Genomic DNA, 20132 nt, shown 5'->3' on the forward strand with positions numbered 1-20132 from the left:
CATGGCGATTACTGACTGGCCGGAAGACCAGCGCCCGCGCGAACGCTTGATCAAACAAGGTGCCCCTGCTCTGTCTGACGCCGAATTGCTGGCCGTGTTCCTGCGCGTTGGCGTGGCCGGTAAAAGCGCGGTGGATCTGGGGCGCGACATGATGGGGCATTTCGGCTCCCTGCAGGCCCTGTTTGCCGCCAGGCTGACCGATTTCGTCCGAATCAATGGCCTGGGGCCGGCCAAATATGCACAGCTGCAAGCGGTATTGGAGCTGGCCCGGCGCGCGCTATCGGAAGAGTTGCGTACAGGCACCACACTCAGCTCTCCAGAGGCGGTGAAGCAATACTTGCAGTTACTGTTCCATGGAAAAGCCTATGAAGCCTTCGTCGTCCTGTTCCTCGACGTCAAAAATCGCCTGATCGAGTCGGAGGAACTGTTTCGCGGCACACTGACGCATGCCAGTGTGTATCCGCGTGAAATCGTCAAAGCGGCGCTGGCGCATAATGCGGCCAGCCTGATTCTTGCGCACAACCATCCATCCGGCGAAGTCACGCCGAGTGCCGCCGACCTGCATCTGACCAGCAATCTCAAACAGGCGCTAAACCTGGTCGACATCAAGGTTCTTGATCATATCGTGGTGGCGGGACGGGAGACACATTCCTTTGCGGAGCACGGCCAGCTATAAAGCCTGCGCTGACTGCGCCCCTGACTGCCCTGAACTTGAGAGGCCACAGCAGGAAGGCGCAGGCGTACGAAAGAGATGGCAGAAGAGAGGCGTGCATCTCATTCATAGCATGCTCATCAAATTGTTAAACACAAAAACAAACAACGACACAATTGTTTTTCGCAAGTCATTGAAAAATCAGAGTTTTCTATATATACTCTCCTTTTTTCCAATTTCTGGAATTTATAAGGAGTACTAACATGGCACGTGTCTGCCAAGTCACCGGGAAGGGGCCGATGGTCGGCAACAACGTTTCCCATGCAAACAACAAGACCAAGCGTCGCTTTTTGCCTAACCTGCAAAACCGTCGCATTTTCGTTGAGTCGGAAAACCGCTGGGTTTCCCTGCGCTTGTCCAACGCTGGTTTGCGCGTAATCGACAAAGTCGGCATCGATGCCGTCTTGGCCGATATGCGTGCTCGCGGCGAAAAAGTCTAACTAGCAGAGTAAAGGAAATCTATCATGGCTAAATCCGGCCGCGACAAAATCAAGTTGGAGTCGACCGCAGGTACAGGTCACTTCTACACCACGACAAAGAACAAGCGTACAACGCCTGAAAAGCTGGCGATCATGAAGTTTGATCCCAAGGCACGTAAGCACGTCGAATACAAAGAGACCAAGATCAAGTAATTGATTTTTCTCTTGTAAGTAAAAAGCCCCGCGATGCAAATCTGTGGGGCTTTTTATTGTCTGAGGCATTCATGTTGCCGCTGACGTTGTTGATGTTGACGGCTCAGGATCACCGCCTTTGCGCAGCCAGACTGCTCTACCAGTTCTCGATCTGCTTACAGTCCTTCAAGATCGGCTCAGCATCCTCGCCCTGCGTTTTATCGGCCAAAAAACCCTCCTTGCCTTTGCTCCACCAGACGTAATTGCCGGCCACGTATTTCACGCCGGAAGCAGCTACCACACTGACGAACAGCAGTCTCTTGCCGCCTGCAGGCAAATAGGCAAGCGAGCCGGCATCCGTGTTGAGATAACGTACCGGCAAGCGTACGTCGCCCGCACAGCGATAAATCACGCGTTGCTGACTGAACAGTTTGATACCAGGGAGAGTGAGGCTTGAAGTCTTCGCCAGTGTTGCGCCGGGAAGTGCCGCAAAAGCGGCGACGGCCGCGAGCAAAACCGAAGAATAGATTTTACCCACAGCCGACCGAGACAAATTAAGCGTAGCTACGCAAGCGTTGAGCGAAGTCGCGCAATGCATGAATGCCGGAGGCTTCTGCACGCACGCACCAGTCTTGCAGCTGATGCAGCAGCTGTTCACGCGTCGAGTTGGAACGGCCCCAGATCGAAGCCAGTTCCACGCGCATTTCGTGCATGGTTTGCAGCGCCTTGCTGTGTGTGAACAGTTCGGACAATTGTTGCTTCTGACCGTCTTCCAGCTTGGCCGGCTCACGTTGCAGCAACTTCTTGGACGACTTCAGGAAACGCGATTCCAGCTTGGCCTTTTCAGCCAGATGCTCCAGCTCATCAGCCCAGGCGCGCTTGAGCGACTTGGCGTACTTGGACATCACATCGTAGCGATTGGCGATCACGGACTGCAGCGTGTCGAAGTCGGCGACCAGCTTCTGACGATCGAACTTCGGCGCAGGTGCAATTTTCTTGACCTTGGCCAGACCCATCATTTCCAGAATGCGGATATACATCCAGCCGATGTCAAACTCGTACCACTTGGACGACAGCTTGGCCGACGTGCCGAAGGTATGGTGATTGTTGTGCAGCTCTTCGCCGCCGATGATGATGCCCCATGGAAACACATTGGTCGCAGCATCGTTGCAATCGTAGTTGCGGTAGCCCCAGAAGTGTCCGATACCGTTGATGATGCCGGCGGCGGTGATCGGGATCCACAGCATCTGCACAGCCCAAACGGTCAGACCGATGACGCCGAACAGCATGACGTTGATGATCAGCATCAGGCCGACGCCTTGCCAGCCGAATTTGCTATAGATATTGTGCTCGATCCAGTCGTCCGGTGTGCCATGGCCATACTTTTCCATGGTTTCGGCGTTACGGGATTCTGCGCGATACAGTTCGGCGCCTTCCAGCAGCACCTTTTTGATGCCGCGCACTTGCGGGCTATGCGGATCTTCTTCAGTTTCGCACTTGGCGTGATGCTTGCGGTGAATCGCAGCCCATTCCTTGGTGACCATGCCTGTGGTCATCCACAACCAGAGACGGAAAAAGTGGCTTGGAATGGCGTGCAGATCCAACGCACGGTGCGCCTGGCAGCGATGCAGGTAAATGGTCACACCGGCGATCGTGATATGCGTCATGATCAGGGTGTAAAAGAAAATCTGCCAACCGGTTGCGTGCAGCAAGCCGTTCGAAAGAAAGTCCAGGATCGAATCTACTGTCATTACCACTCCAAAAGAAATACTTCACGGCAATTGAACTTGCCAAGCTGAGTCGCCAGCCGATAAGGGCGACAAGGTTAGAACCCCGTTGCAAACAAGAGTTGCAAACTTAAGCTGCAACCATCTACCACTTATATTCTTGTATTTTCCGGCATTGTACGCTGATTATGCATCCTTGTGCATGGAAGATGCCTGACCGACAACACTTTGTTCAAAACTGCGCTGATCCATCACGCGAATGTCGCGTTTTGGATGCGCCACCTGGATTCCCTGGGTTTTAAATACCCGCCAGATGGCTCTGTTAACGTCCGAGAGCACATTTAGACGACCGTTTTCAGGATCGGTGATCCAAAAACCTATTTCCAGCTGCAAACCGTCTTCCCCGATCTTGATGAGGAGGGCTTGCGGCAGGATCTGGTCGGACACCCGCTCCACACCAATTGTGGCCTGCTCCAGCATAGACAATACGGTTTCGATATCGTCCTGATACAAAATAGTAACTTGTGTTGCCAAACGTATAATTTTTCGATTCAGCGAATAATTCTGCACCGGGCTGGACATGAACATTTCATTCGGCAAGACCGATTCGATGCCGTCCAGACCTTCAAGGATAGTGTAGCGCGTATTGATCTGCGTGACTTTCCCGAAATAGCGGTCGACGTTGACCATGTCGCCGATAGCCAGGCTACGTTCCAGCAGGATCACAAATCCCGATACGTAGCTGCTCGCAATCTTTTGCAAACCCAGACCAAGGCCAACGCCCAAAGCGCCGCCGAACACGGACAGCACCGTCAGATCGATGCCGACCAGCGACAGGCTGACCAGAATCGCCACCAGAATAAGGATTGCCCGCACCAGCCGTGCTACCACCGTACGCAGCGATGAGTGCATGGTGTTGAGCTTCATCATCCGCTCTTCCAGCATGGCGCCGGCCCACATGGCGATAATCAGCGTCACCAGCACCGATGCGGTCGCCTGCAGGATGGTCAGCAACGACGTTTTGTGACGGCCCAGCGGCAGCATGGTGGTATCGAGATAGTCGACCAGATCAGGCCACAACCCGGTGATGTAGAGCAGTACGCAGATCCAGACCAGAATCGCGAAGATTTTTTCGAACAGCTGAAGAAAAGCGCCTGCGGTGGCGTCTTTGATGAAAATCCGGCGCAGCACATAAAATACGAAACGCATCGCCACCTGGGAAATCATCAGCGGCAGCATGACCTGCCACAGCGTCACCGGCAGCTTCAGGCGCATCAGCACCAGCCGCGCTACGACCAGCAGGATCAGAATCAACAGCGGCGACAACACCCGCACGAAGCTTTTCACGCCGATATTGACCACGCTGTCTTCGCTGGAGGAAAGCGTAAACAGCTTGCGCACCCAGCGCGACAAACCCAGCCCAACCAGTACGCACATGAGAATGACGACGGCCTGGCGCATCAGCTCCAGCGGGGCCAGATCACCAAACAGGTATTCGTAGAAATCAGAGAGCAAAGTTGACATGGTCCTTGTAGAGAAGCAGACGCACTATGCAGTCAATCTGCAGTCAATCTTATTGATAAGCCTCGGCTTCCTGGAAGTGGCGCATCCAGTTGGCGGCATATTTGGCAGCGAGCGGAGGATTTTTACGTGCGACCAGGATATTTTCTGCGTTCTTGTTCTGCGCAGTCCAGGTGAAATTGTAGCTACCGGTAATCACCGTCGCGTCGGCATTGCCGGCGTCGATGACAATAACTTTATTGTGGGCGTTTTTGTATTTCGTTTCTTGCAAGACCTTGATGCCCGCTCTCTGCAGGTCGGCGATACGCTCGCGCCCGGACTTGTTGAGCTGGTCGGCATCGACCAGCACACGCACATCGACGCCGCGTTTACGCGCTGCGATCAAGGCGTTCGTCAGCGGTTTGCTCGTCAGTATGTAAGCTTGCATCAGAACCTGCTTGCGCGCCTTGTCGAGCGTTTCCGCAATCAGGCCCTCGATATCGTCGCCGGGTGTGAAAGCGACCTGCAGGGTTCCCTGCGCCGCCATCGGTTGTGTACCGTTGGCGGCGCCGGAATCAAAAGCCTGCGCTGCGGCGCTGACTGACAGCAGCGCCAGCGAGAACCAGATAGCCCGGCGCGCCGGCCAGATGCCTGCCCGCATTATTTCTTGCGTTCCAATACGGCAGCGAAGAAACCGTCAGTCTGATGCAGGTTCGGCAGCAGCTTCAGGTAGTCACCCATTTCCAGTGCAATCTTTTGCTCTTCCAGCACGGCGCTCATCGGCACCAGCGTGAAGTCGGCATTGTTTTGCAAGAATTCAGCGACGACGTCTTCGTTTTCTTCATTGAGGAAACTGCAGGTGCCATAGACCAGACGACCGCCGGCCTTCAACAGACGGGCCGCGCTGGTGAGAATATTGACCTGCTTGGCGTGCATCTCGGCGATGGTTTCCACCGTCTGACGCCATTTCATGTCGGGATTGCGACGCAAGGTGCCCAAGCCGCTGCAAGGCGCATCGACCAGTACACGGTCAATCTTGCCTGCCAGACGCTTGACCTTGGCGTCGTTCTCATGTGCGATCATGACCGGATGCACGTTCGACAAACCGCTGCGCGCCAGACGCGGCTTGAGTTTGATCAAACGCTTCTCTGAAACGTCGAATGCATATAAACGACCGGTATTGCGCATAGCTGCGCCCAATGCCAGCGTCTTGCCGCCAGCGCCAGCGCAAAAGTCGACGATCATTTCGCCACGTTTGGCGCCGACGACCTGAGCCAGCAACTGGCTGCCTTCGTCCTGCACTTCGATGGCGCCATCCTTGAACAACGGCAGATTTTGCAAAGCCGGTTTCTTGATCACGCGCAAACCCAGCGGCGAATATGGCGTCGGTTCGCACAGAATCGGCGCGGCGGCCAATTCTGCGGCGACGGCTTCACGGTTGGACTTGATGACGTTGACGCGCAAATCCAGCGGAGCGGGTTGATTCATGGCTTCGGCCAGCTCCATGGTGGCAGCTTCACCGTCGCGTGCGATCAGTTTTTCCAGCAACCAGGCGGGCAGATTCGAACGCATCGCCAGCGGCAATTTGTTGCGGTCGATTTGTGCGGTGCGCGTGAGCCATTCGACTTCTTCCGTCGACAAGCCGGCGATCGATTCGATGCTGACGGTGTCCGTCAGGCCCAGCAGCGCCATACGGCGCATCATGGGACCGACACCGGATTCCGCAAAATTGGTGTAGACCGATTTGTTGCGCAACAAGCCATAGACCGACTCTGCGATAACGCCGCGTTCACGGCCGCCCAACTTGGGATTCTCGCGGAAATAGCGGGACAGCGTCACATCGGCCGGGCCGGTAAAACGCAAAATTTCACGCAAGACTTCTTCCGTGTGGGGAACGATTGCGGGTGGCAATCTCATACTGCTTCCTTCAAAGTGATATTCAGACTTGCTCGGCGGACGGGTCGATGTGAACACGACCGTTGTCCAGGCGGAGCTTGCCTTCGACAAACCAGCGCACAGCGCGCGGGTAAATTAGATGTTCCTGTTGCAGCACGCGCTCAGCCAGCACTTCTTCGCTGTCGGTGCTCAATACCGGCACTGCCGCTTGTACCACGATAGGTCCGTGATCCAGATCGGGAGTGACGAAATGCACCGTTGCGCCATGCAGCTTGACGCCCACCGCCAACGCTTGCCGGTGCGTTGCCAGTCCGGGAAAGGATGGCAGCAGCGACGGATGAATATTCAGCATCCGTCCGGCATAGTGTTCGACAAAAGGCGTTGTCAGGATACGCATGAAACCGGCCAGTACCACCAGATCGGGCGCAAACCCATCAATGACGGTGCGTAAGGCGGTGTCAAACAGCTCGCGTGTGGGATAGTCCTTGTTGGCGACGACTGCGGTCGCAATACCATGCTGCCGGGCGAAATCAAGACCGGCCGAATCTGGCCGGTTGCTGATGACTGCTGCGATGGAAACGGGCCAGTTTTGAGCCTCTGCGGCCCGGACGATGGCTTCCATATTGCTGCCGCGTCCGGAAATCAGGATAACAATGCTTCTCATGGTCGGCATTGTAACCGCTGCCCGTGATCAAATTGACGAAAAATCGGCAAAAATGCAACTACGGGCGGGTAAATGTTACTGAAATGAGTAAAAAACGCGGAAAGCAACTTTCTTGTCGGCCCAGAAATCCGCCGCATCGCGGAACACGTCCAGCAAGGTTTCGCGCGCTTCCTTGTCGAATTTTTGCGTGTTTGGCAATTGCTCAATGACAACAATAAAACCGGGCTGCGGGCCGGCCTTGTGCGTCAAATCGGTCAGGCAATCGCCGAGCGCATCGAAATTCTTGCCAAAATGGCGGGGAAAATGAAAAGCGCCGGCAATGATCGCCAGAACCTGCTGCTTCGTCATTGCCTCAGCGCAATAGGCGTACAGAAAGTGCTGGCCAAGACGAGCAGCCTCTTCCTGCAAGTCGCCGACGCGGAAAGCGCGGATGGACTGCACAACATTTGGCGGCACCGTTTTAAATAAACTCATTTCTCCCTCAGATTTTGCAATGGATGCTGCAACCAGAATCTGCTTGTTCATTCCCTGATGCGCTGGAATGTCTGATAGTGATCCTTGGTGTAATAGTACTCACCCGATGTTTGCGGATTGCCGCCGGAGATGATCCGACGCGCGCCGCGATTACGCGCTTTCGGCGTTTTCACGGTGAATTCGTGATAATACCCGCGCTTCTGCCTGGGTAAAACCCCTTCGTAGTTGCCAAACACGACGCCGTCCTTGGCATACGGATACGGACCGCCCTGCTTGATCAGGGCCAGCGTCTGCTGCGCTTCCTGCGGCAAAGAGCCTACTGCAACATTGCCAACACCAGCCTCGACGTCCGCGCCAGACGAGCCTTTGGCGAGTACGGAGAACGATAACAACAGTGCTGCGAGAAATACACACCACTGTTTCAGAAAGGTTGTCTTCAAGAGCAGGCTCGCATTATTTTATGTTGCACAAGTATTAATTTTTCGCAATACCATTGCGTAGAGTAACGTTTTGCTTCAAACCAAGCAACCCGAATCTGCGTTCTGCAACGTAGGTGCGTGAAGCTCAGGCTTGGAGCGCCAAGGCCAGATCTGGTTCAAAAAAAGCAAGAACTTGATCACGCATGGCGTAGGTATCGCGTTCGCCGAGAGCGATCAGCTCGCGCGTAAAGCTCTGCTCGAACAGGAGATAGGAAGCCAGCGCCGCACCGCGCACTTCGGTGGCGCCGATACCGCCGAGCATCACGCGCACGGGGCGCGGCAGGCTGTTGACGTGTCGGCTGGCGATCTCGTCAATGCGTTCGGAGGGGGAAATCACCAGCACTTCGATCGGCCGCAATGGCATCTTGGCGCGCTGCTCGGCGGTGAGCATGGATAAAGTCTGATTGACGCGGTTGGTGCGTTCGATATCGGCGGCCAACCCGTCGAGGAAGATGCTCGACAAGGCGTGACCGGCCACCTGCGCCAGACTCGGATATTGCGCCAGCTCGGTCGGCGCTTCGGAGCGCTCGCCCATGCGACCGGCGCCAATCACCAGAATCTTGCTCGAACCCAAGTGAATGGCGGGAGAAATCGGCGCGATCTGGCGCATCGAACCGTCGCCGAAATATTCGCGGCGGCCTTCGTAAAAAATCGGAATCGCAGGAAAGATGAACGGAATTGCCGACGACGCCAGCAAATGCTCGACGCCGATCTGGTCGCGGATAGCGCCGCGCTGAGTACGTCGCCACGGCTCGATTTCCTGCATCGATTGATAAAAGGTCAGATGCTGGCCACCGGTATAGGACGAAGCCGTCACCGCCAGCGCATGCAAGGTGCCGTTGGCCAGTGCATCGTCCAGCCGCGGCAGATCCAGCAGGCGATGCAGCATGGTAACCAGCGGTGTGTTGTCCAGTAGAGAATTGGGCGGATTGGCGCGCCATTTGCGCAGCAGCCAGCCAAAGGAAAACAACGACAGCCAACGCGCGCCGGAGCGAATCACGCCGAGAGAGTCAGCGCGGTAAACCTGTTCGACGCGGAAGTTGGACCAGACGCTCATCAGTTCGCGCACGCCCTCGCCGAAGTCGTCGGCACGGCAGGCCAGCGCTGTTGCATTGATTGCACCGGCCGATGTACCGCAGATGATCTGAAAAGGATTCCGATGGGCCGGCCAGCCGGCTTCCATCAAAATCATGGACAAAGCGTTCAACACGCCGACTTGATAAGCCGCGCGTGCGCCTCCGCCAGTCAGGATTAATCCTGTTTTTTTATCTGTTGACTCCATGTCAACAGCTTAGCAGGGCACACACGCTTTAGGCGAGATTTAGACATCAAAAATGCGAGGTGTTGCCAAAAATACGCAAAGATAAATTACGTAACTATTCTATTTTGGCGGCATGCGAATAGCGCCATCGAGACGGATGGTTTCGCCGTTGAGCATGAGGTTTTCAATGATGGTCTTGGCGAGGTGCGCATATTCCGTCGCCCTGCCCAGACGAGGCGGGAAAGGCACCGCACCGCCAAGCGAATCCAGTACCTCTTGCGGCATGGACATCATCATCGGCGTTTCGAAGATCCCCGGGGCAATCGTCATCACACGGATGCCGCTACGCGCCAGATCGCGCGCCATCGGCAACGTCATACCGACGATCGCGGCCTTGGATGCAGAATAGGCCGTCTGCCCGATCTGACCGTCAAACGCGGCCACCGAGGCGGTATTGATGATCACGCCACGCTCACCCTGCTCCACCGGATCCTGTTTGCTCATGGCATCGGCGGCCAGACGCGCCATGTTGAAGGTTCCAACCAGATTGATGTTCAGTGTCTTCTGAAACAAGGCCATGGTATGCGGGCCATCCTTGCCGATCAGCTTGGCGCCGGGCGCGATGCCGGCGCAATTGATCAGGCCGCGCAGACTGCCGAGTTGCTTTGCTGCGTCGATTGCCTTGAGACCGTCTTCTTCGGTCGTGACATCGCAGCGCACAAATTTGCCTTTCAGCTCGGTTGCCAGCTTCTCACCGGCCTCCTCCTGCAAATCGGCCAACACCACCTTGCCGCCGTTTTCCGCTAGCATGCGCGCGGTTGCCGCGCCCAATCCCGATGCTGCGCCTGTTACTACAAACACTTGTCCAGCAATCTGCATGTCTCTGTTCTCCAATATAAAGACCGGCATGGAGTACCCATGCCGGTCATTTTTGTGATCATCCTTGTGGGATGTGAAAGGCTATTTTCCCACGGGGACGGTCACAACAACAGCAGTTGTCTCAGTAACGCTTGCCGGAACGACAGCCGATGCTGCAGTCAAAGCCGGCGCAGGCAACAAAGGCACCAGCAACAAGGCCACGATGTTGATGATCTTGATCAGCGGATTGACAGCGGGACCGGCCGTATCCTTGTAAGGATCGCCAACCGTATCTCCGGTCACGGCCGCCTTGTGCGCATCGGAACCCTTGCCGCCGTGGTGGCCGTCTTCGATGTACTTCTTGGCGTTGTCCCAGGCGCCGCCGCCGGTCGTCATCGAGATCGCCACAAACAGGCCGGTAACGATGGTTCCCATCAGCAATCCACCCAATGCGGCCGGCCCGAGAAGCAGACCCACGATGATCGGCACGACCACCGGCAACAAAGACGGCACGATCATTTCCCTGATCGCCGACGAGGTCAGCATGTCGACGGCCTTGTCGTACTCAGGCTTGCCGCTGCCATCCATGATGCCTTTGATTTCGCTGAACTGACGGCGCACTTCGATCACCACCGCACCCGCCGCGCGCCCCACCGCTTCCATCGCCATGGCGCCGAACAGGTAGGGAATCAAACCACCGATGAACAAGCCGACGATTACCATCGGATTGGACAAATCGAAGGATGTGCTCTTGCCCACCGAATCCAGTGCATGCGTGTAATCGGCAAACAGCACCAGCGCAGCCAAACCGGCTGAGCCGATGGCATAACCCTTCGTCACCGCCTTGGTGGTATTGCCGACAGCATCCAGCGGATCAGTAATGGCGCGCACCGACTCCGGCATGCCCGACATCTCGGCAATGCCGCCTGCGTTATCGGTAATCGGCCCGTAAGCATCCAGCGCCACGATGATGCCGGCCATCGACAGCATCGACGTCGCCGCGATGGCAATGCCGTATAAACCGGCCAGCCAATACGACGCCAGGATCGCCGCGCACACCGCCAGCACGGGATAAGCGGTCGACTTCATCGACACGCCGAGACCTGCAATGATGTTGGTGCCATGGCCTGTCGTGGAGGCCTCCGCGATATGCTGGACTGGTTTGAAGTCAGTGCCGGTGTAGTACTCCGTGATGTAGACCATCAGCCCGGTCAGTACGATACCGATCACCTCTGAACCCATCATCGCTACCCGCAGTTCCGGTGGCATCACCGTCCAGGTGACGATGGCAAAGCCGACCAGACTCAATCCCGCCGCCCACCACAAACCGGTGTAAAGAGCCGACATGATCTTTTTGCCAGGCGCCACTTTGACCATCATGCAACCGATAATCGACGCCAGAATGGAGACGCCGCCCAGCAACAGCGGATACACCACTGCCAGCACTTCCGCACCCTTGAGCAGCAGGCTGCCCAGCAACATGGTCGCAATCAGCGTGACGACATAGGTCTCGAACAAGTCGGCCGCCATACCTGCGCAGTCGCCGACGTTGTCGCCAACGTTATCGGCAATCACCGCCGGATTGCGTGGATCGTCTTCGGGAATCCCTGCCTCGACCTTGCCTACCAGATCGGCGCCGACGTCCGCACCTTTGGTGAAGATGCCGCCACCCAGGCGCGCAAAGATGGAAATCAGCGAGGCGCCGAATGCAAGGCCGATCAAGGGTTGGATGGCATCATGCAGCGACGGCGCATTGCCGACGCCGCGCAAAAACAGCCACCAGAAGAACAGCACCACGCCCAGCAGGCCCAGCCCCACCACCAGCATGCCGGTGATCGCGCCACCGCGAAACGCCACGTTGAGCGCCTCGTTCATGCCTTTGGTCGCCGCCTGCGCAGTACGCACATTGGCACGCACCGAGACGTTCATGCCGATGAAACCGCACGCGCCCGACAACACGGCACCGATCAGAAAACCGAGCGCCGTAATCCAGCCTAGGCCGGGAATCAATGCGATGACAATGAAGAGCACCACGCCGACCAGCGCAATGGTGCGATATTGACGCGCCAGGTAAGCCGCAGCGCCTTGCTGGATCGCGGTTGCGATGTCCTGCATGCGCTGGTTGCCGGGGTCTTGTTTGAGAATCCAACTGCGGGAAATGAGGCCATAGATCACTGCGACGACGCCGCATGCTACGGCAAACCATAAGGCTCCTGCCATCATGTCTCCTCCTTGTTATCACGACAAAGTAAACAATCACGACCTTCTGCACCGCCGCTCTTTTTGACCGGTCCTGTACAGACACTGCGCACTGCAAAACTTTACGTCGCCCTTTTTCTTATGGATCTTTTATGTGATGCCGGGCTTGTACCCCTTCGCTACTTTGGCCTGCTCTCCCTGCTGATGTTACTGCTGGTGCCGCTGTCGCCACTCCAGCCTGATCACGGGCGTAAAAAAAAGCGGACACATGGTCCGCTTCATTTTATGACGACAGTGCCTTAAATGCACTCTCTCTGATTTGCTCCACCGGTCCGACGCCGGCGATCTTGCGATATTGCGGCGCGCCGGGTTGACCCGACTCGGCCCATTTACCGTAATAGCCAACCAGCACTTCGGTCTGTTCGTGATACACCGACAGGCGCTTCTTGACGGTTTCTTCCTTGTCGTCGTCACGCTGTATCAGCGCTTCGCCGGTGACGTCGTCCTTGCCTTCAACCTTCGGTGGATTGAACTTGACGTGGTAGGTGCGGCCCGAAGGCTGATGCACGCGACGGCCGCTCATGCGTTCAACAATGGCGCTGTCGGGAACGTCGATTTCAAGCACGTAGTCGATCTTGACGCCGGCATCCTTCATGGCGTCGGCTTGCGGAACCGTGCGCGGGAAACCGTCGAACAGGTAACCGTTGGCGCAATCAGCTTGCTTCAGGCGATCCTTGACCAGACCGATGATGATGTCGTCCGACACCAGACCGCCTGCGTCCATGACCTTCTTGGCGGCAATGCCCAGTTCCGTGCCGGCAGCCACGGCGGCGCGCAGCATGTCTCCGGTCGAAATCTGCGGAATATTGTATTTTTCCTTGATAAAAGTGGCTTGCGTACCTTTACCGGCACCAGGCGCTCCTAGAAGGATGAGGCGCATATTTTTTCCTAAATTGAAGTTTTGAATTCTGTTGCGATGGCCACTGAACGTAACAACCTATCCAATTGCTGCCATCGAAGGCGATTGTCTCTGTTGACGCCGTGTATCTCTGCTCTGTACGAAACTTACCACAAAATCTTACCAGATCATGACAAACGCCTATTTTTTAGGCAGCCCGGTTCTGTGAATTATCACTGGTAAGAATGACAGCAGACTTACAAAGCGGGTCCTGATGGACATCAAGTGCGATACGAATCGTCTCGCCATTATGCCAAGCGCATATCGCCCCTGTCGCCTCATCAGGGACAAAAAATTACAAAGCGGAAATTGCCGCGACCAGCGGACTGTCGGGAGGCGCTTGAAAATGCTTGCGTACGCGCTCCAGGTCTTCCGGCGTATCCACACCGGCTTCCGGCAACAACGACGTCACATGCACCGCAATCGAATAGCCATGCCAGAGCACGCGCAATTGCTCAAGCGCTTCGATGCGCTCCAGCGGCGAAGCCGTCAGCGTCGGGTAGATCTGCAGGAATTTGTTGGTGTAGGCGTACATGCCGATATGCCGCAGCGGTGCGAACTCGTGGCTGTGCAACTCGGACAGGCTTTCCTTGGACTGCGCAAAACCGTCGCGATGCCATGGAATCGCCGCGCGCGAAAAATACATGGCCCGGCCTTCCTTGTTCAGCACCACCTTGACGACGTTCGGGTTGAACATCTCCGGCAGCAGCTCGATGCTGTGCGCGGCGGTCGCCATTGGCACATCCGACTTGATATGACCGGCGGTGGCTGCGATCAGACCCGGATCGATCAAGGGCTCGTCGCCCTGCACGTTCACCACCACGGCGTCGTCGGCCAGATCCAGCGCGGCCGCTACTTCAGCAATGCGATCGGTGCCGGACGGATGATCGGCGCGCGTCATGGCGACGTCGATGCCATGCTGCTCGCACGCGGCGTAGATATCGCGATGGTCGGTTGCCACCACGATACGCGCGGCTCCCGACAAGGCCGCCCGCTCCGCCACACGGACGATCATCGGCTTGCCGCCGAGATCGGCCAAAGGCTTGTTCGGCAAACGGGTGGAAGCAAGGCGCGCGGGAATGATGACGGTAAAGGACATGGCGGGTGCAATCAGACGGTCAACAAACAGAAAGTGGACTAAGGCAGTTTATTCGGCAGCTGGAGCAACCGGAGCAGCAGGTGTCACAGGCGCAGCACCAAGATCGCGTGCTTCGTCAGCCCACATGATGGGAATGCCGTCGCGAATCGGATAAGCCAGCTTGTCGCCGTTGCAAATCAGTTCCTGGGCTTTTTTGTCGAACTCGAGCGGTCCCTTGCAAATCGGGCAAACGAGAATATCAAGCAGTCGGGCGTTCACGGAGTTTCTCCACTATATGTTCAGCCAGCGCGCCGTCTATGCGCGCCGTCACGGGCACGACCCAGATACGCGGGTCGTTTTTGATGGCCTCAATTGCCCTGCATTTTACTGCATCCTTCTCGGTGATCAGGATCACCGCGGCCGTCAGGCCGGCAAAAGGGTTTTGTGCGAAATCATAGTGATCTGGCAATGCCACCGCTTCAAAGTTCAGACCGGCTTGGGTCAGTGTCGCAAAAAAACGCGATGGATTGCCGATGCCGGCGACCGCCACGATGTCCTCAGCCCGGCTCAGCGCCTCCAACGGCTGTGTGCAGGCACGATCCTTTAACAGCTCAACCTGATCGGTTACCAACTTCATGGAAACAGCGCCTGCGGGCGCAGTGGCGCTACTGTCACTACCGACATTGCACACCGTGAAATCGCGACGACGTGAAACAGGCTCACGCAACGGGCCTGCCGGCAACAACCAGCCATTGCCGTTGCCGCGCGCATCCGACAAGACGATCTCGACATCGCGCGCCATGGCGTAATGCTGCAGACCATCGTCCGAGACAAGCACATCAACGTCAGGATGCGCAGCCAGCAACGCCTGACCGACAGCCACGCGTGCGCGTCCGACCATGACGGGGCAAGCGGTACGTTCTGCAATCAACAGCGGTTCGTCGCCGACGTCCTGCGCCTGCGAGGCAGAAGTGACTTCGCGCGCTTCGGCCAGCTTGGAGCCGTAGCCGCGCGAAATCACGCCCGGCGTATAGCCGGCCTGACGCAAGGCTTGCACCAGCCAGATCGTCAATGGTGTCTTGCCGGTGCCGCCGACAAAGATGTTGCCGACCACAATCACCGGCACGGGTAAACGCACCGCTTGCTTGAAGCCGAAGCGGTACAAGGTGCGCCGTATCAGCGCGATCAGCCCAAACAGCAGCGATAATGGCCATAGCAGGCACGCCAGCCAGCCGCGCCGCATCCAGGCGCGCGTCAATGCGGATTCAAAGGAAGCGTGATCGGACAAAAGTGGGCCTGGTCAGAGAAACGAAAACAGCGTCCGCAATTACTTGCCGCTGCTGCTTTGTGCAGCAAAGGTCACGCGCGAAAAACCAGCCGTGCGCGCCGCTTCCAGCACATTGATCACGGTCTGATGCGCGGCCAGTGCGTCGGCATTAATGATGACCACCGGATCAGCCTTGGCCGTGACGGTGCCGGCAGCAACACTGGCCTCGTTAGCCTGGACTGCGCTTTGCAATTCCTTGGCGATGCCGCTGACGTCGCGCGCCGCAATCTGCACGTTATTAATGGCGTAATGCCCTTGTGCGTCGACGGCAACGTTCAGTTCAAACGGCTGCTCCAGCGCCTTCTCGGCGTCGGCCGTCGGCAGCGTAATCTGCAAGGCGGTGAACTTGCTGTAGGTCGTCGTCACCATCAGGAAGATCACGATCACCAGCAAGACGTCAATGAAGGGAATCAGGTTGATTTCCAGATCTTCCCGTCCGCGGCCTTTGCGAAAATTCATGGCAGTTCCTCTTTACTGGCGCGCGCCGTGCACAACGTCGACGAACTTGACCGCTTGCTGCTCCATGTCGACCACAAAGCCGTCGACCAGCGCGCGGAAGTGACGATAGAACACCAGCGCCGGCATCGCAATCGCCAGGCCGAAACCGGTGTTGTACAAGGCAATCGAAATACCGTGCGCCAGCTGCGCAGGATTGGTGCCGGCGGCGTTTTGCGAAGCGAAGATTTCGATCATGCCGATGACCGTGCCGAACAGCCCCATCAGCGGCGCCAGCGAGGCAATCGTACCCAGAGTGGTCAGATAACGCTCCAGACGGTGGGCGGCGGCCTGACCGGCTTCTTCAATGGCTTCCTTCATGACTTCGCGCGGCGCGTCGACATTGCGCAAGCCGGCGGCGAGCACCTGGCCCAGCGGTGAATTTTGTTCCAGCTTGTCGATCACATCGTCGTTGACGCGGCCGGACTCATAGACGCGCACCACTTCCGGCAACAGATCTTCAGGCAGGATGCGCGAGCGGCGCAGATACAAGAGTCTTTCGATGACCAGCGCAAGGCCGATGACGGAGGCGATCAATAACGGCCAGATCGGCCAGCCTGCGGCTTGGATGATTGCGAACAAGAGAAACTCCTTTTTGAACTGAAAGAACTGAATGTATACGGATTAATTTTCCGGTGCAGAATGTAACGCGTTGCCCCCGGCCCGGCAAGGTCAAGATGCATTTTGCCGGACACCGCGCGCAAACAGCTTTAGAATCGCGCTTTGCAAGCCTGTGCACTTTACCCACATTTTCTGTGCATAACTTTGTGAACAAGCGCGTGGCAAGATGTTAAGCCCCTTGATTTCAAAGCGTTTTTTAAAACTGAGCAGAAACAATGCATAGCATCTGCAACACGACCGCAAGACTACCCGATTCCACGCCGGCACCATGACTTTTGACGATTTTTCGAGCGCTTCGCCCTCTACTCCGCCTTCCGGTCCGCCGGTGCTCGCCGTCTCGGCGCTCAATCAGGCGGTCGCGCGCGTGCTGGAACGGACGTTCCCGCTGGTCTGGGTATCCGGCGAAATATCCAATTTTACCCGCGCGGCATCGGGCCATTGGTATTTCACGCTGAAAGATGATGCCGCCCAGGTGCGTGCCGTGATGTTCAAGGGCCGCGCCCAGCACGCCGGTTTTTCACCGCGTGAAGGCGACAAAGTCGAAGTACGCACGCTGGTCACGCTCTATGCGCCGCGCGGCGACTACCAGCTCAACGTTGAAGCAATCCGCCGCGCCGGTGTCGGCAATCTTTATGAAGCCTTCCTGCGTCTGAAAGAAAAGCTGGAGCACGAAGGCCTCTTCGATCCCGACCGCAAGCGTCCTCTTCCGACCTTCCCGCGCTGCATCGGTATCGTCACCAGCCCGCAGGCGGCAGCGCTGCACGACATCCTGACCGCATTGCACCGCCGTGCCCCACATGTGCGCGTGATTTTGTATCCCACACCGGTGCAAGGCGAAGGTGCCGGCGCCAACATTGCGCGCGCCATCCGTACCGCTGCGCAGCGCGACGAATGCGATGTGCTGCTGGTCGGTCGCGGCGGCGGCAGCATGGAGGACTTGTGGGCCTTCAACGATGAAGCCGTTGCGCGCGCCATTGTCGACTCGCCGATGCCGGTGATTTCCGGCGTGGGCCACGAGACCGATTTCACCATTGCCGATTTCGCTGCCGACCTGCGCGCACCGACGCCGACCGCCGCCGCTGAGTTATGCGCCACGCCGCGCGCCGAGTGGCTCGCAGAATTACACAGCCACGCGCTCGACCTGACACGCGCCTTCAAGCGCCAACTGACCGAACGCAGCCAGACCGTCGACTGGATGTCGCGCCGTCTGGTCAGCCCCACCGCCTACATCAACCACGAACGCGTCAAGCTCAACGCGCTGCAGGCCAGACTGGAACACGCCACGCGCACGCCGGTCACCAAAGCGCGCTACCAGCTCCAGCATTTGCAGATGCGTCTGCAAAACCGCCTGCCCGACACGCGCGCTGCACGTCTCTTGCTGAGCGACCGCCAGCGTCGCATCGGCAACGCCGTCGCCCAGCTCAACCAGCACAGACGCCAGTTGCTGGCGGCGCAGAATGCCCAGCTTGAATTGCTCAATCCGCAGCGCACGCTGGAGCGCGGTTACGCCATCGTCACCGACAGCAAAGGCAAGGTATTGCGCGCGCCATCGGATCTGCAGCCCCGCAGCAATGTGACGTTGCGATTGGCCGAAGGCAGCGCCGAAGTCGGCATCGCCAGTGTGCAGCCGACGCTTGATTGAAGCCTGATTGAGAATCATCACGTTTTGTAACCCCGATGTGGGCTGACGTGAGCATTTCCTACATTAAATACCGACAGTCGATACCTGTTCAGGCGGACTGTGGAGAGTGCAAAGAATCGCTATCCGCTTTAGAATCACAGACTCAGAATAAAAACCTTGTTTTAATCAACAAACCCGAAAGGATTCACCATGGCGCATACCCTACCGGCATTGCCTTACGAACTCGACGCACTGGCACCTACCATCTCCAAGGAAACGCTCGAATATCACTATGGCAAGCATCACCAGACCTATGTGACCAATTTGAACAACCTGATCCCTGGTACTGAATTCGAAAACCTGTCCCTCGAAGACATCATCAAGAAGTCGTCCGGCGGCGTGTTCAACAACGCAGCACAAATCTGGAACCACACTTTCTACTGGAACGGCCTGACCCCAAAGGGCGCCGGCGCTCCAAGCGGTGCACTGGCTGACGCCATCAACGCCAAGTGGGGTACTTTCGACGCATTCAAGGCTGAATTCACCAAGCAAGGCCTGGCAAACTTCGGTTCGGGCTGGACATGGCTGGTCAAGAAAGCCGACGGCACTCTGGACATCGTCAACACCACCGGCGCCGGCACACCGCTGACCACCGACAGCAAGGCTCTGCTGACGATCGACGTCTGGGAACACGCTTACTACATCGACTATCGCAATGCACGCGCGAAGTATGCAGAAGCATTCTGGGGCATCGTCAACTGGGATTTCGCAGCGAAGAATTTCGCATAAGCAAATCCGGTTTTTGCTCTTGGAAAAAGCCTGCCTGCGTGCAGGCTTTTTTTACGCCCGGTGAAAATCTGAAAACGGAATATGCAACAATCGCCCCATCCCCATAGAGAAACAGGACTCGCATCATGGCAACCGTACATCTGCACAATGACGCCGGCTACGCGCAAAAAATCCGCGCGCGCACCCACCAACTGACTGCCGACGAACCGCTGGACAACAAGGGCACCGATACCGGCCCTGCACCGTATGAACTGTTGCTGGCCGCACTGGCCGCCTGCACCTCGCTGACCCTGCGCATGTACGCCGATCGCAAAGGCTGGGATCTCGGCAGCATCCACGTCGATGCCCGTTTCTCGCGCGACGATTGCGGACTCGAAAATATCGAACGCACCATCACCTTCGGCAATGCCCTGACACCGGAACAGCTCACTCGCCTCGGCGAGATCTGCGAAAAGACGCCGGTGACCAAAACCCTGCGCGAAGGCACACCGATCCGCACGGCATTTCCCTGATTCCCATGGCCGGCCAGATCAGCGGCCAGCTCCCCACCCCATGTCCGTCGGCATCCTCACGACAACGCTTGCAGGGCTTGGAGGTTGAGATTTTCGATTTTTATCGAATATAGCCACAAAAATCGCCTCAAAAAATCCCAAATAAGCACCTAAAAATTAAAATAAAACCATATTTATCAAATACTTAAGTTAATCATCGAATTATTCGATGATAGCTCACAAATCTTTCCGTTTTTCTTTTCTTTTTGCCCCGCGCATACTCCGTTCTGTCCACTTAATCCTGCAAACAACAAGCAGTTCAGCGAGATCAAAAACACCTCGCCGACCGCCCTGTCTGCACTAACCGACGG

At 56.9% G+C, this 20132-nt stretch carries 23 protein-coding genes; 6 read left to right on the forward strand and 17 right to left on the reverse strand.

From position 1 onward, the window contains the following. The first annotated feature begins 1 nt into the window (after position 1). The 3 genes from radC to rpmG all read left to right on the forward strand — a co-directional run bounded on the left by radC (position 2) and on the right by rpmG (position 1344). The gene (gene radC, locus hmeg3_RS18310; protein WP_094564996.1) at positions 2-676 is read left to right on the forward strand and encodes a DNA repair protein RadC; all 675 of its coding nucleotides are present in this window, start codon (positions 2-4) and stop codon (positions 674-676) included. A gap of 239 nt (positions 677-915) precedes the next feature. Further along, complete coding sequence (gene rpmB, locus hmeg3_RS18315) at positions 916-1152, forward strand: 50S ribosomal protein L28 (RefSeq protein ID WP_007877026.1); 237 nt, start codon at positions 916-918, stop codon at positions 1150-1152. Positions 1153-1176: 24 nt separating this feature from the next. Then, positions 1177-1344, forward strand: a complete 168-nt coding sequence (gene rpmG / locus hmeg3_RS18320; protein WP_007877024.1) for a 50S ribosomal protein L33 — start codon at positions 1177-1179, stop codon at positions 1342-1344. 136 nt (positions 1345-1480) lie between these two features. Here the strand turns inward: rpmG and hmeg3_RS18325 are convergent, their stop codons facing one another. The 17 genes from hmeg3_RS18325 to hmeg3_RS18405 form a co-directional block, all read right to left on the reverse strand. After that, a complete protein-coding gene (locus tag hmeg3_RS18325; protein WP_232511711.1) occupies positions 1481-1921 on the reverse strand; it encodes an MliC family protein in 441 nt (146 codons plus the stop codon). Next, the gene (locus hmeg3_RS18330) at positions 1878-3074 is read right to left on the reverse strand and encodes a fatty acid desaturase (protein ID WP_094564998.1); all 1197 of its coding nucleotides are present in this window, start codon (positions 3072-3074) and stop codon (positions 1878-1880) included. The genes hmeg3_RS18325 and hmeg3_RS18330 overlap by 44 nt, the downstream gene beginning before the upstream one ends. Before the next feature lie 162 nt (positions 3075-3236). Further along, a complete protein-coding gene (locus hmeg3_RS18335) occupies positions 3237-4574 on the reverse strand; it encodes a mechanosensitive ion channel family protein (RefSeq protein WP_157739304.1) in 1338 nt (445 codons plus the stop codon). A gap of 49 nt (positions 4575-4623) precedes the next feature. Continuing rightward, entirely contained in the window at positions 4624-5211 is a 588-nt protein-coding gene (locus tag hmeg3_RS18340) for a phospholipase D family protein (protein ID WP_094564999.1), read from the reverse strand. Then, entirely contained in the window at positions 5211-6467 is a 1257-nt protein-coding gene (locus hmeg3_RS18345) for an RsmB/NOP family class I SAM-dependent RNA methyltransferase (RefSeq protein WP_094565000.1), read from the reverse strand. The genes hmeg3_RS18340 and hmeg3_RS18345 overlap by 1 nt, the downstream gene beginning before the upstream one ends. Positions 6468-6489: 22 nt before the next feature. Then, the gene (purN, locus tag hmeg3_RS18350; RefSeq protein WP_094566438.1) at positions 6490-7110 is read right to left on the reverse strand and encodes a phosphoribosylglycinamide formyltransferase; all 621 of its coding nucleotides are present in this window, start codon (positions 7108-7110) and stop codon (positions 6490-6492) included. 75 nt (positions 7111-7185) lie between these two features. After that, positions 7186-7653 carry a barstar family protein gene (locus hmeg3_RS18355; RefSeq protein ID WP_369828895.1) on the reverse strand — a complete coding sequence of 156 codons (468 nt, stop codon included), beginning with the start codon at positions 7651-7653 and terminating at the stop codon, positions 7186-7188. Beyond that, positions 7632-8024, reverse strand: coding sequence for a ribonuclease domain-containing protein (locus hmeg3_RS18360; RefSeq protein WP_094565001.1), 393 nt, complete (start codon positions 8022-8024; stop codon positions 7632-7634). Before hmeg3_RS18360 ends, hmeg3_RS18355 begins: the two co-directional genes overlap by 22 nt. A 124-nt stretch (positions 8025-8148) precedes the next feature. Beyond that, the gene (locus hmeg3_RS18365; RefSeq protein ID WP_094565002.1) at positions 8149-9345 is read right to left on the reverse strand and encodes a patatin-like phospholipase family protein; all 1197 of its coding nucleotides are present in this window, start codon (positions 9343-9345) and stop codon (positions 8149-8151) included. Between the two features lie 99 nt (positions 9346-9444). After that, positions 9445-10203 (reverse strand): 3-hydroxyacyl-CoA dehydrogenase, encoded by a 759-nt coding sequence (locus hmeg3_RS18370; protein ID WP_094565003.1) that lies wholly within the window; start codon positions 10201-10203, stop codon positions 9445-9447. An 81-nt stretch (positions 10204-10284) separates the two neighbouring features. Beyond that, positions 10285-12402 (reverse strand): sodium-translocating pyrophosphatase, encoded by a 2118-nt coding sequence (locus tag hmeg3_RS18375; protein ID WP_094565004.1) that lies wholly within the window; start codon positions 12400-12402, stop codon positions 10285-10287. A gap of 262 nt (positions 12403-12664) precedes the next feature. Beyond that, positions 12665-13321 (reverse strand): adenylate kinase, encoded by a 657-nt coding sequence (adk, locus tag hmeg3_RS18380; RefSeq protein ID WP_094565005.1) that lies wholly within the window; start codon positions 13319-13321, stop codon positions 12665-12667. 313 nt (positions 13322-13634) lie between these two features. Continuing rightward, positions 13635-14438: a 3-deoxy-manno-octulosonate cytidylyltransferase gene (gene kdsB, locus hmeg3_RS18385; protein ID WP_094565006.1), complete on the reverse strand. Its 804-nt coding sequence runs from the start codon at positions 14436-14438 to the stop codon at positions 13635-13637. 48 nt (positions 14439-14486) lie between these two features. Further along, a complete protein-coding gene (locus hmeg3_RS18390; protein ID WP_094565007.1) occupies positions 14487-14696 on the reverse strand; it encodes a Trm112 family protein in 210 nt (69 codons plus the stop codon). Further along, positions 14677-15660, reverse strand: coding sequence for a tetraacyldisaccharide 4'-kinase (lpxK, locus tag hmeg3_RS18395; protein WP_232512025.1), 984 nt, complete (start codon positions 15658-15660; stop codon positions 14677-14679). The genes hmeg3_RS18390 and lpxK overlap by 20 nt, the downstream gene beginning before the upstream one ends. Positions 15661-15744: 84 nt before the next feature. After that, the gene (locus hmeg3_RS18400) at positions 15745-16203 is read right to left on the reverse strand and encodes a biopolymer transporter ExbD (protein WP_094565009.1); all 459 of its coding nucleotides are present in this window, start codon (positions 16201-16203) and stop codon (positions 15745-15747) included. 12 nt (positions 16204-16215) lie between these two features. After that, positions 16216-16821: a MotA/TolQ/ExbB proton channel family protein gene (locus hmeg3_RS18405; protein ID WP_094565010.1), complete on the reverse strand. Its 606-nt coding sequence runs from the start codon at positions 16819-16821 to the stop codon at positions 16216-16218. A gap of 307 nt (positions 16822-17128) precedes the next feature. Between hmeg3_RS18405 and xseA the strand changes: the two genes are divergently transcribed. The 3 genes from xseA to hmeg3_RS18420 all read left to right on the forward strand — a co-directional run bounded on the left by xseA (position 17129) and on the right by hmeg3_RS18420 (position 19782). Then, positions 17129-18502 carry an exodeoxyribonuclease VII large subunit gene (gene xseA, locus hmeg3_RS18410; RefSeq protein ID WP_094565011.1) on the forward strand — a complete coding sequence of 458 codons (1374 nt, stop codon included), beginning with the start codon at positions 17129-17131 and terminating at the stop codon, positions 18500-18502. 189 nt (positions 18503-18691) lie between these two features. Next, on the forward strand, positions 18692-19270 hold the full coding sequence (gene sodB, locus hmeg3_RS18415) for a superoxide dismutase [Fe] (RefSeq protein ID WP_007876983.1): 579 nt from the start codon (positions 18692-18694) through the stop codon (positions 19268-19270). A gap of 125 nt (positions 19271-19395) precedes the next feature. After that, on the forward strand, positions 19396-19782 hold the full coding sequence (locus hmeg3_RS18420; RefSeq protein ID WP_094565012.1) for an OsmC family protein: 387 nt from the start codon (positions 19396-19398) through the stop codon (positions 19780-19782). The last annotated feature ends 350 nt before the right edge of the window (positions 19783-20132 follow it).

Origin of the sequence: Herbaspirillum sp. meg3 (genome assembly GCF_002257565.1) — a bacterium.
GTDB lineage: Bacteria > Pseudomonadota > Gammaproteobacteria > Burkholderiales > Burkholderiaceae_D > Herbaspirillum.

What these genes read in the sequence shown, in the direction of transcription:
- radC (WP_094564996.1), top strand. Translation starts at nt 2, where the DNA reads ATGGCGATTACTGACTGGCCGGAAGACCAGCGCCCGCGCGAACGCTTG.
- rpmB (WP_007877026.1), top strand. Translation starts at nt 916, where the DNA reads ATGGCACGTGTCTGCCAAGTCACCGGGAAGGGGCCGATGGTCGGCAAC.
- rpmG (WP_007877024.1), top strand. Translation starts at nt 1,177, where the DNA reads ATGGCTAAATCCGGCCGCGACAAAATCAAGTTGGAGTCGACCGCAGGT.
- hmeg3_RS18325 (WP_232511711.1), bottom strand. Translation starts at nt 1,921, where the DNA reads ATGCATTGCGCGACTTCGCTCAACGCTTGCGTAGCTACGCTTAATTTG.
- hmeg3_RS18330 (WP_094564998.1), bottom strand. Translation starts at nt 3,074, where the DNA reads ATGACAGTAGATTCGATCCTGGACTTTCTTTCGAACGGCTTGCTGCAC.
- hmeg3_RS18335 (WP_157739304.1), bottom strand. Translation starts at nt 4,574, where the DNA reads ATGTCAACTTTGCTCTCTGATTTCTACGAATACCTGTTTGGTGATCTG.
- hmeg3_RS18340 (WP_094564999.1), bottom strand. Translation starts at nt 5,211, where the DNA reads ATGCGGGCAGGCATCTGGCCGGCGCGCCGGGCTATCTGGTTCTCGCTG.
- hmeg3_RS18345 (WP_094565000.1), bottom strand. Translation starts at nt 6,467, where the DNA reads ATGAGATTGCCACCCGCAATCGTTCCCCACACGGAAGAAGTCTTGCGT.
- purN (WP_094566438.1), bottom strand. Translation starts at nt 7,110, where the DNA reads ATGAGAAGCATTGTTATCCTGATTTCCGGACGCGGCAGCAATATGGAA.
- hmeg3_RS18365 (WP_094565002.1), bottom strand. Translation starts at nt 9,345, where the DNA reads ATGGAGTCAACAGATAAAAAAACAGGATTAATCCTGACTGGCGGAGGC.
- hmeg3_RS18370 (WP_094565003.1), bottom strand. Translation starts at nt 10,203, where the DNA reads ATGCAGATTGCTGGACAAGTGTTTGTAGTAACAGGCGCAGCATCGGGA.
- hmeg3_RS18375 (WP_094565004.1), bottom strand. Translation starts at nt 12,402, where the DNA reads ATGGCAGGAGCCTTATGGTTTGCCGTAGCATGCGGCGTCGTCGCAGTG.
- adk (WP_094565005.1), bottom strand. Translation starts at nt 13,321, where the DNA reads ATGCGCCTCATCCTTCTAGGAGCGCCTGGTGCCGGTAAAGGTACGCAA.
- kdsB (WP_094565006.1), bottom strand. Translation starts at nt 14,438, where the DNA reads ATGTCCTTTACCGTCATCATTCCCGCGCGCCTTGCTTCCACCCGTTTG.
- lpxK (WP_232512025.1), bottom strand. Translation starts at nt 15,660, where the DNA reads ATGCGGCGCGGCTGGCTGGCGTGCCTGCTATGGCCATTATCGCTGCTG.
- hmeg3_RS18400 (WP_094565009.1), bottom strand. Translation starts at nt 16,203, where the DNA reads ATGAATTTTCGCAAAGGCCGCGGACGGGAAGATCTGGAAATCAACCTG.
- xseA (WP_094565011.1), top strand. Translation starts at nt 17,129, where the DNA reads ATGACTTTTGACGATTTTTCGAGCGCTTCGCCCTCTACTCCGCCTTCC.
- sodB (WP_007876983.1), top strand. Translation starts at nt 18,692, where the DNA reads ATGGCGCATACCCTACCGGCATTGCCTTACGAACTCGACGCACTGGCA.
- hmeg3_RS18420 (WP_094565012.1), top strand. Translation starts at nt 19,396, where the DNA reads ATGGCAACCGTACATCTGCACAATGACGCCGGCTACGCGCAAAAAATC.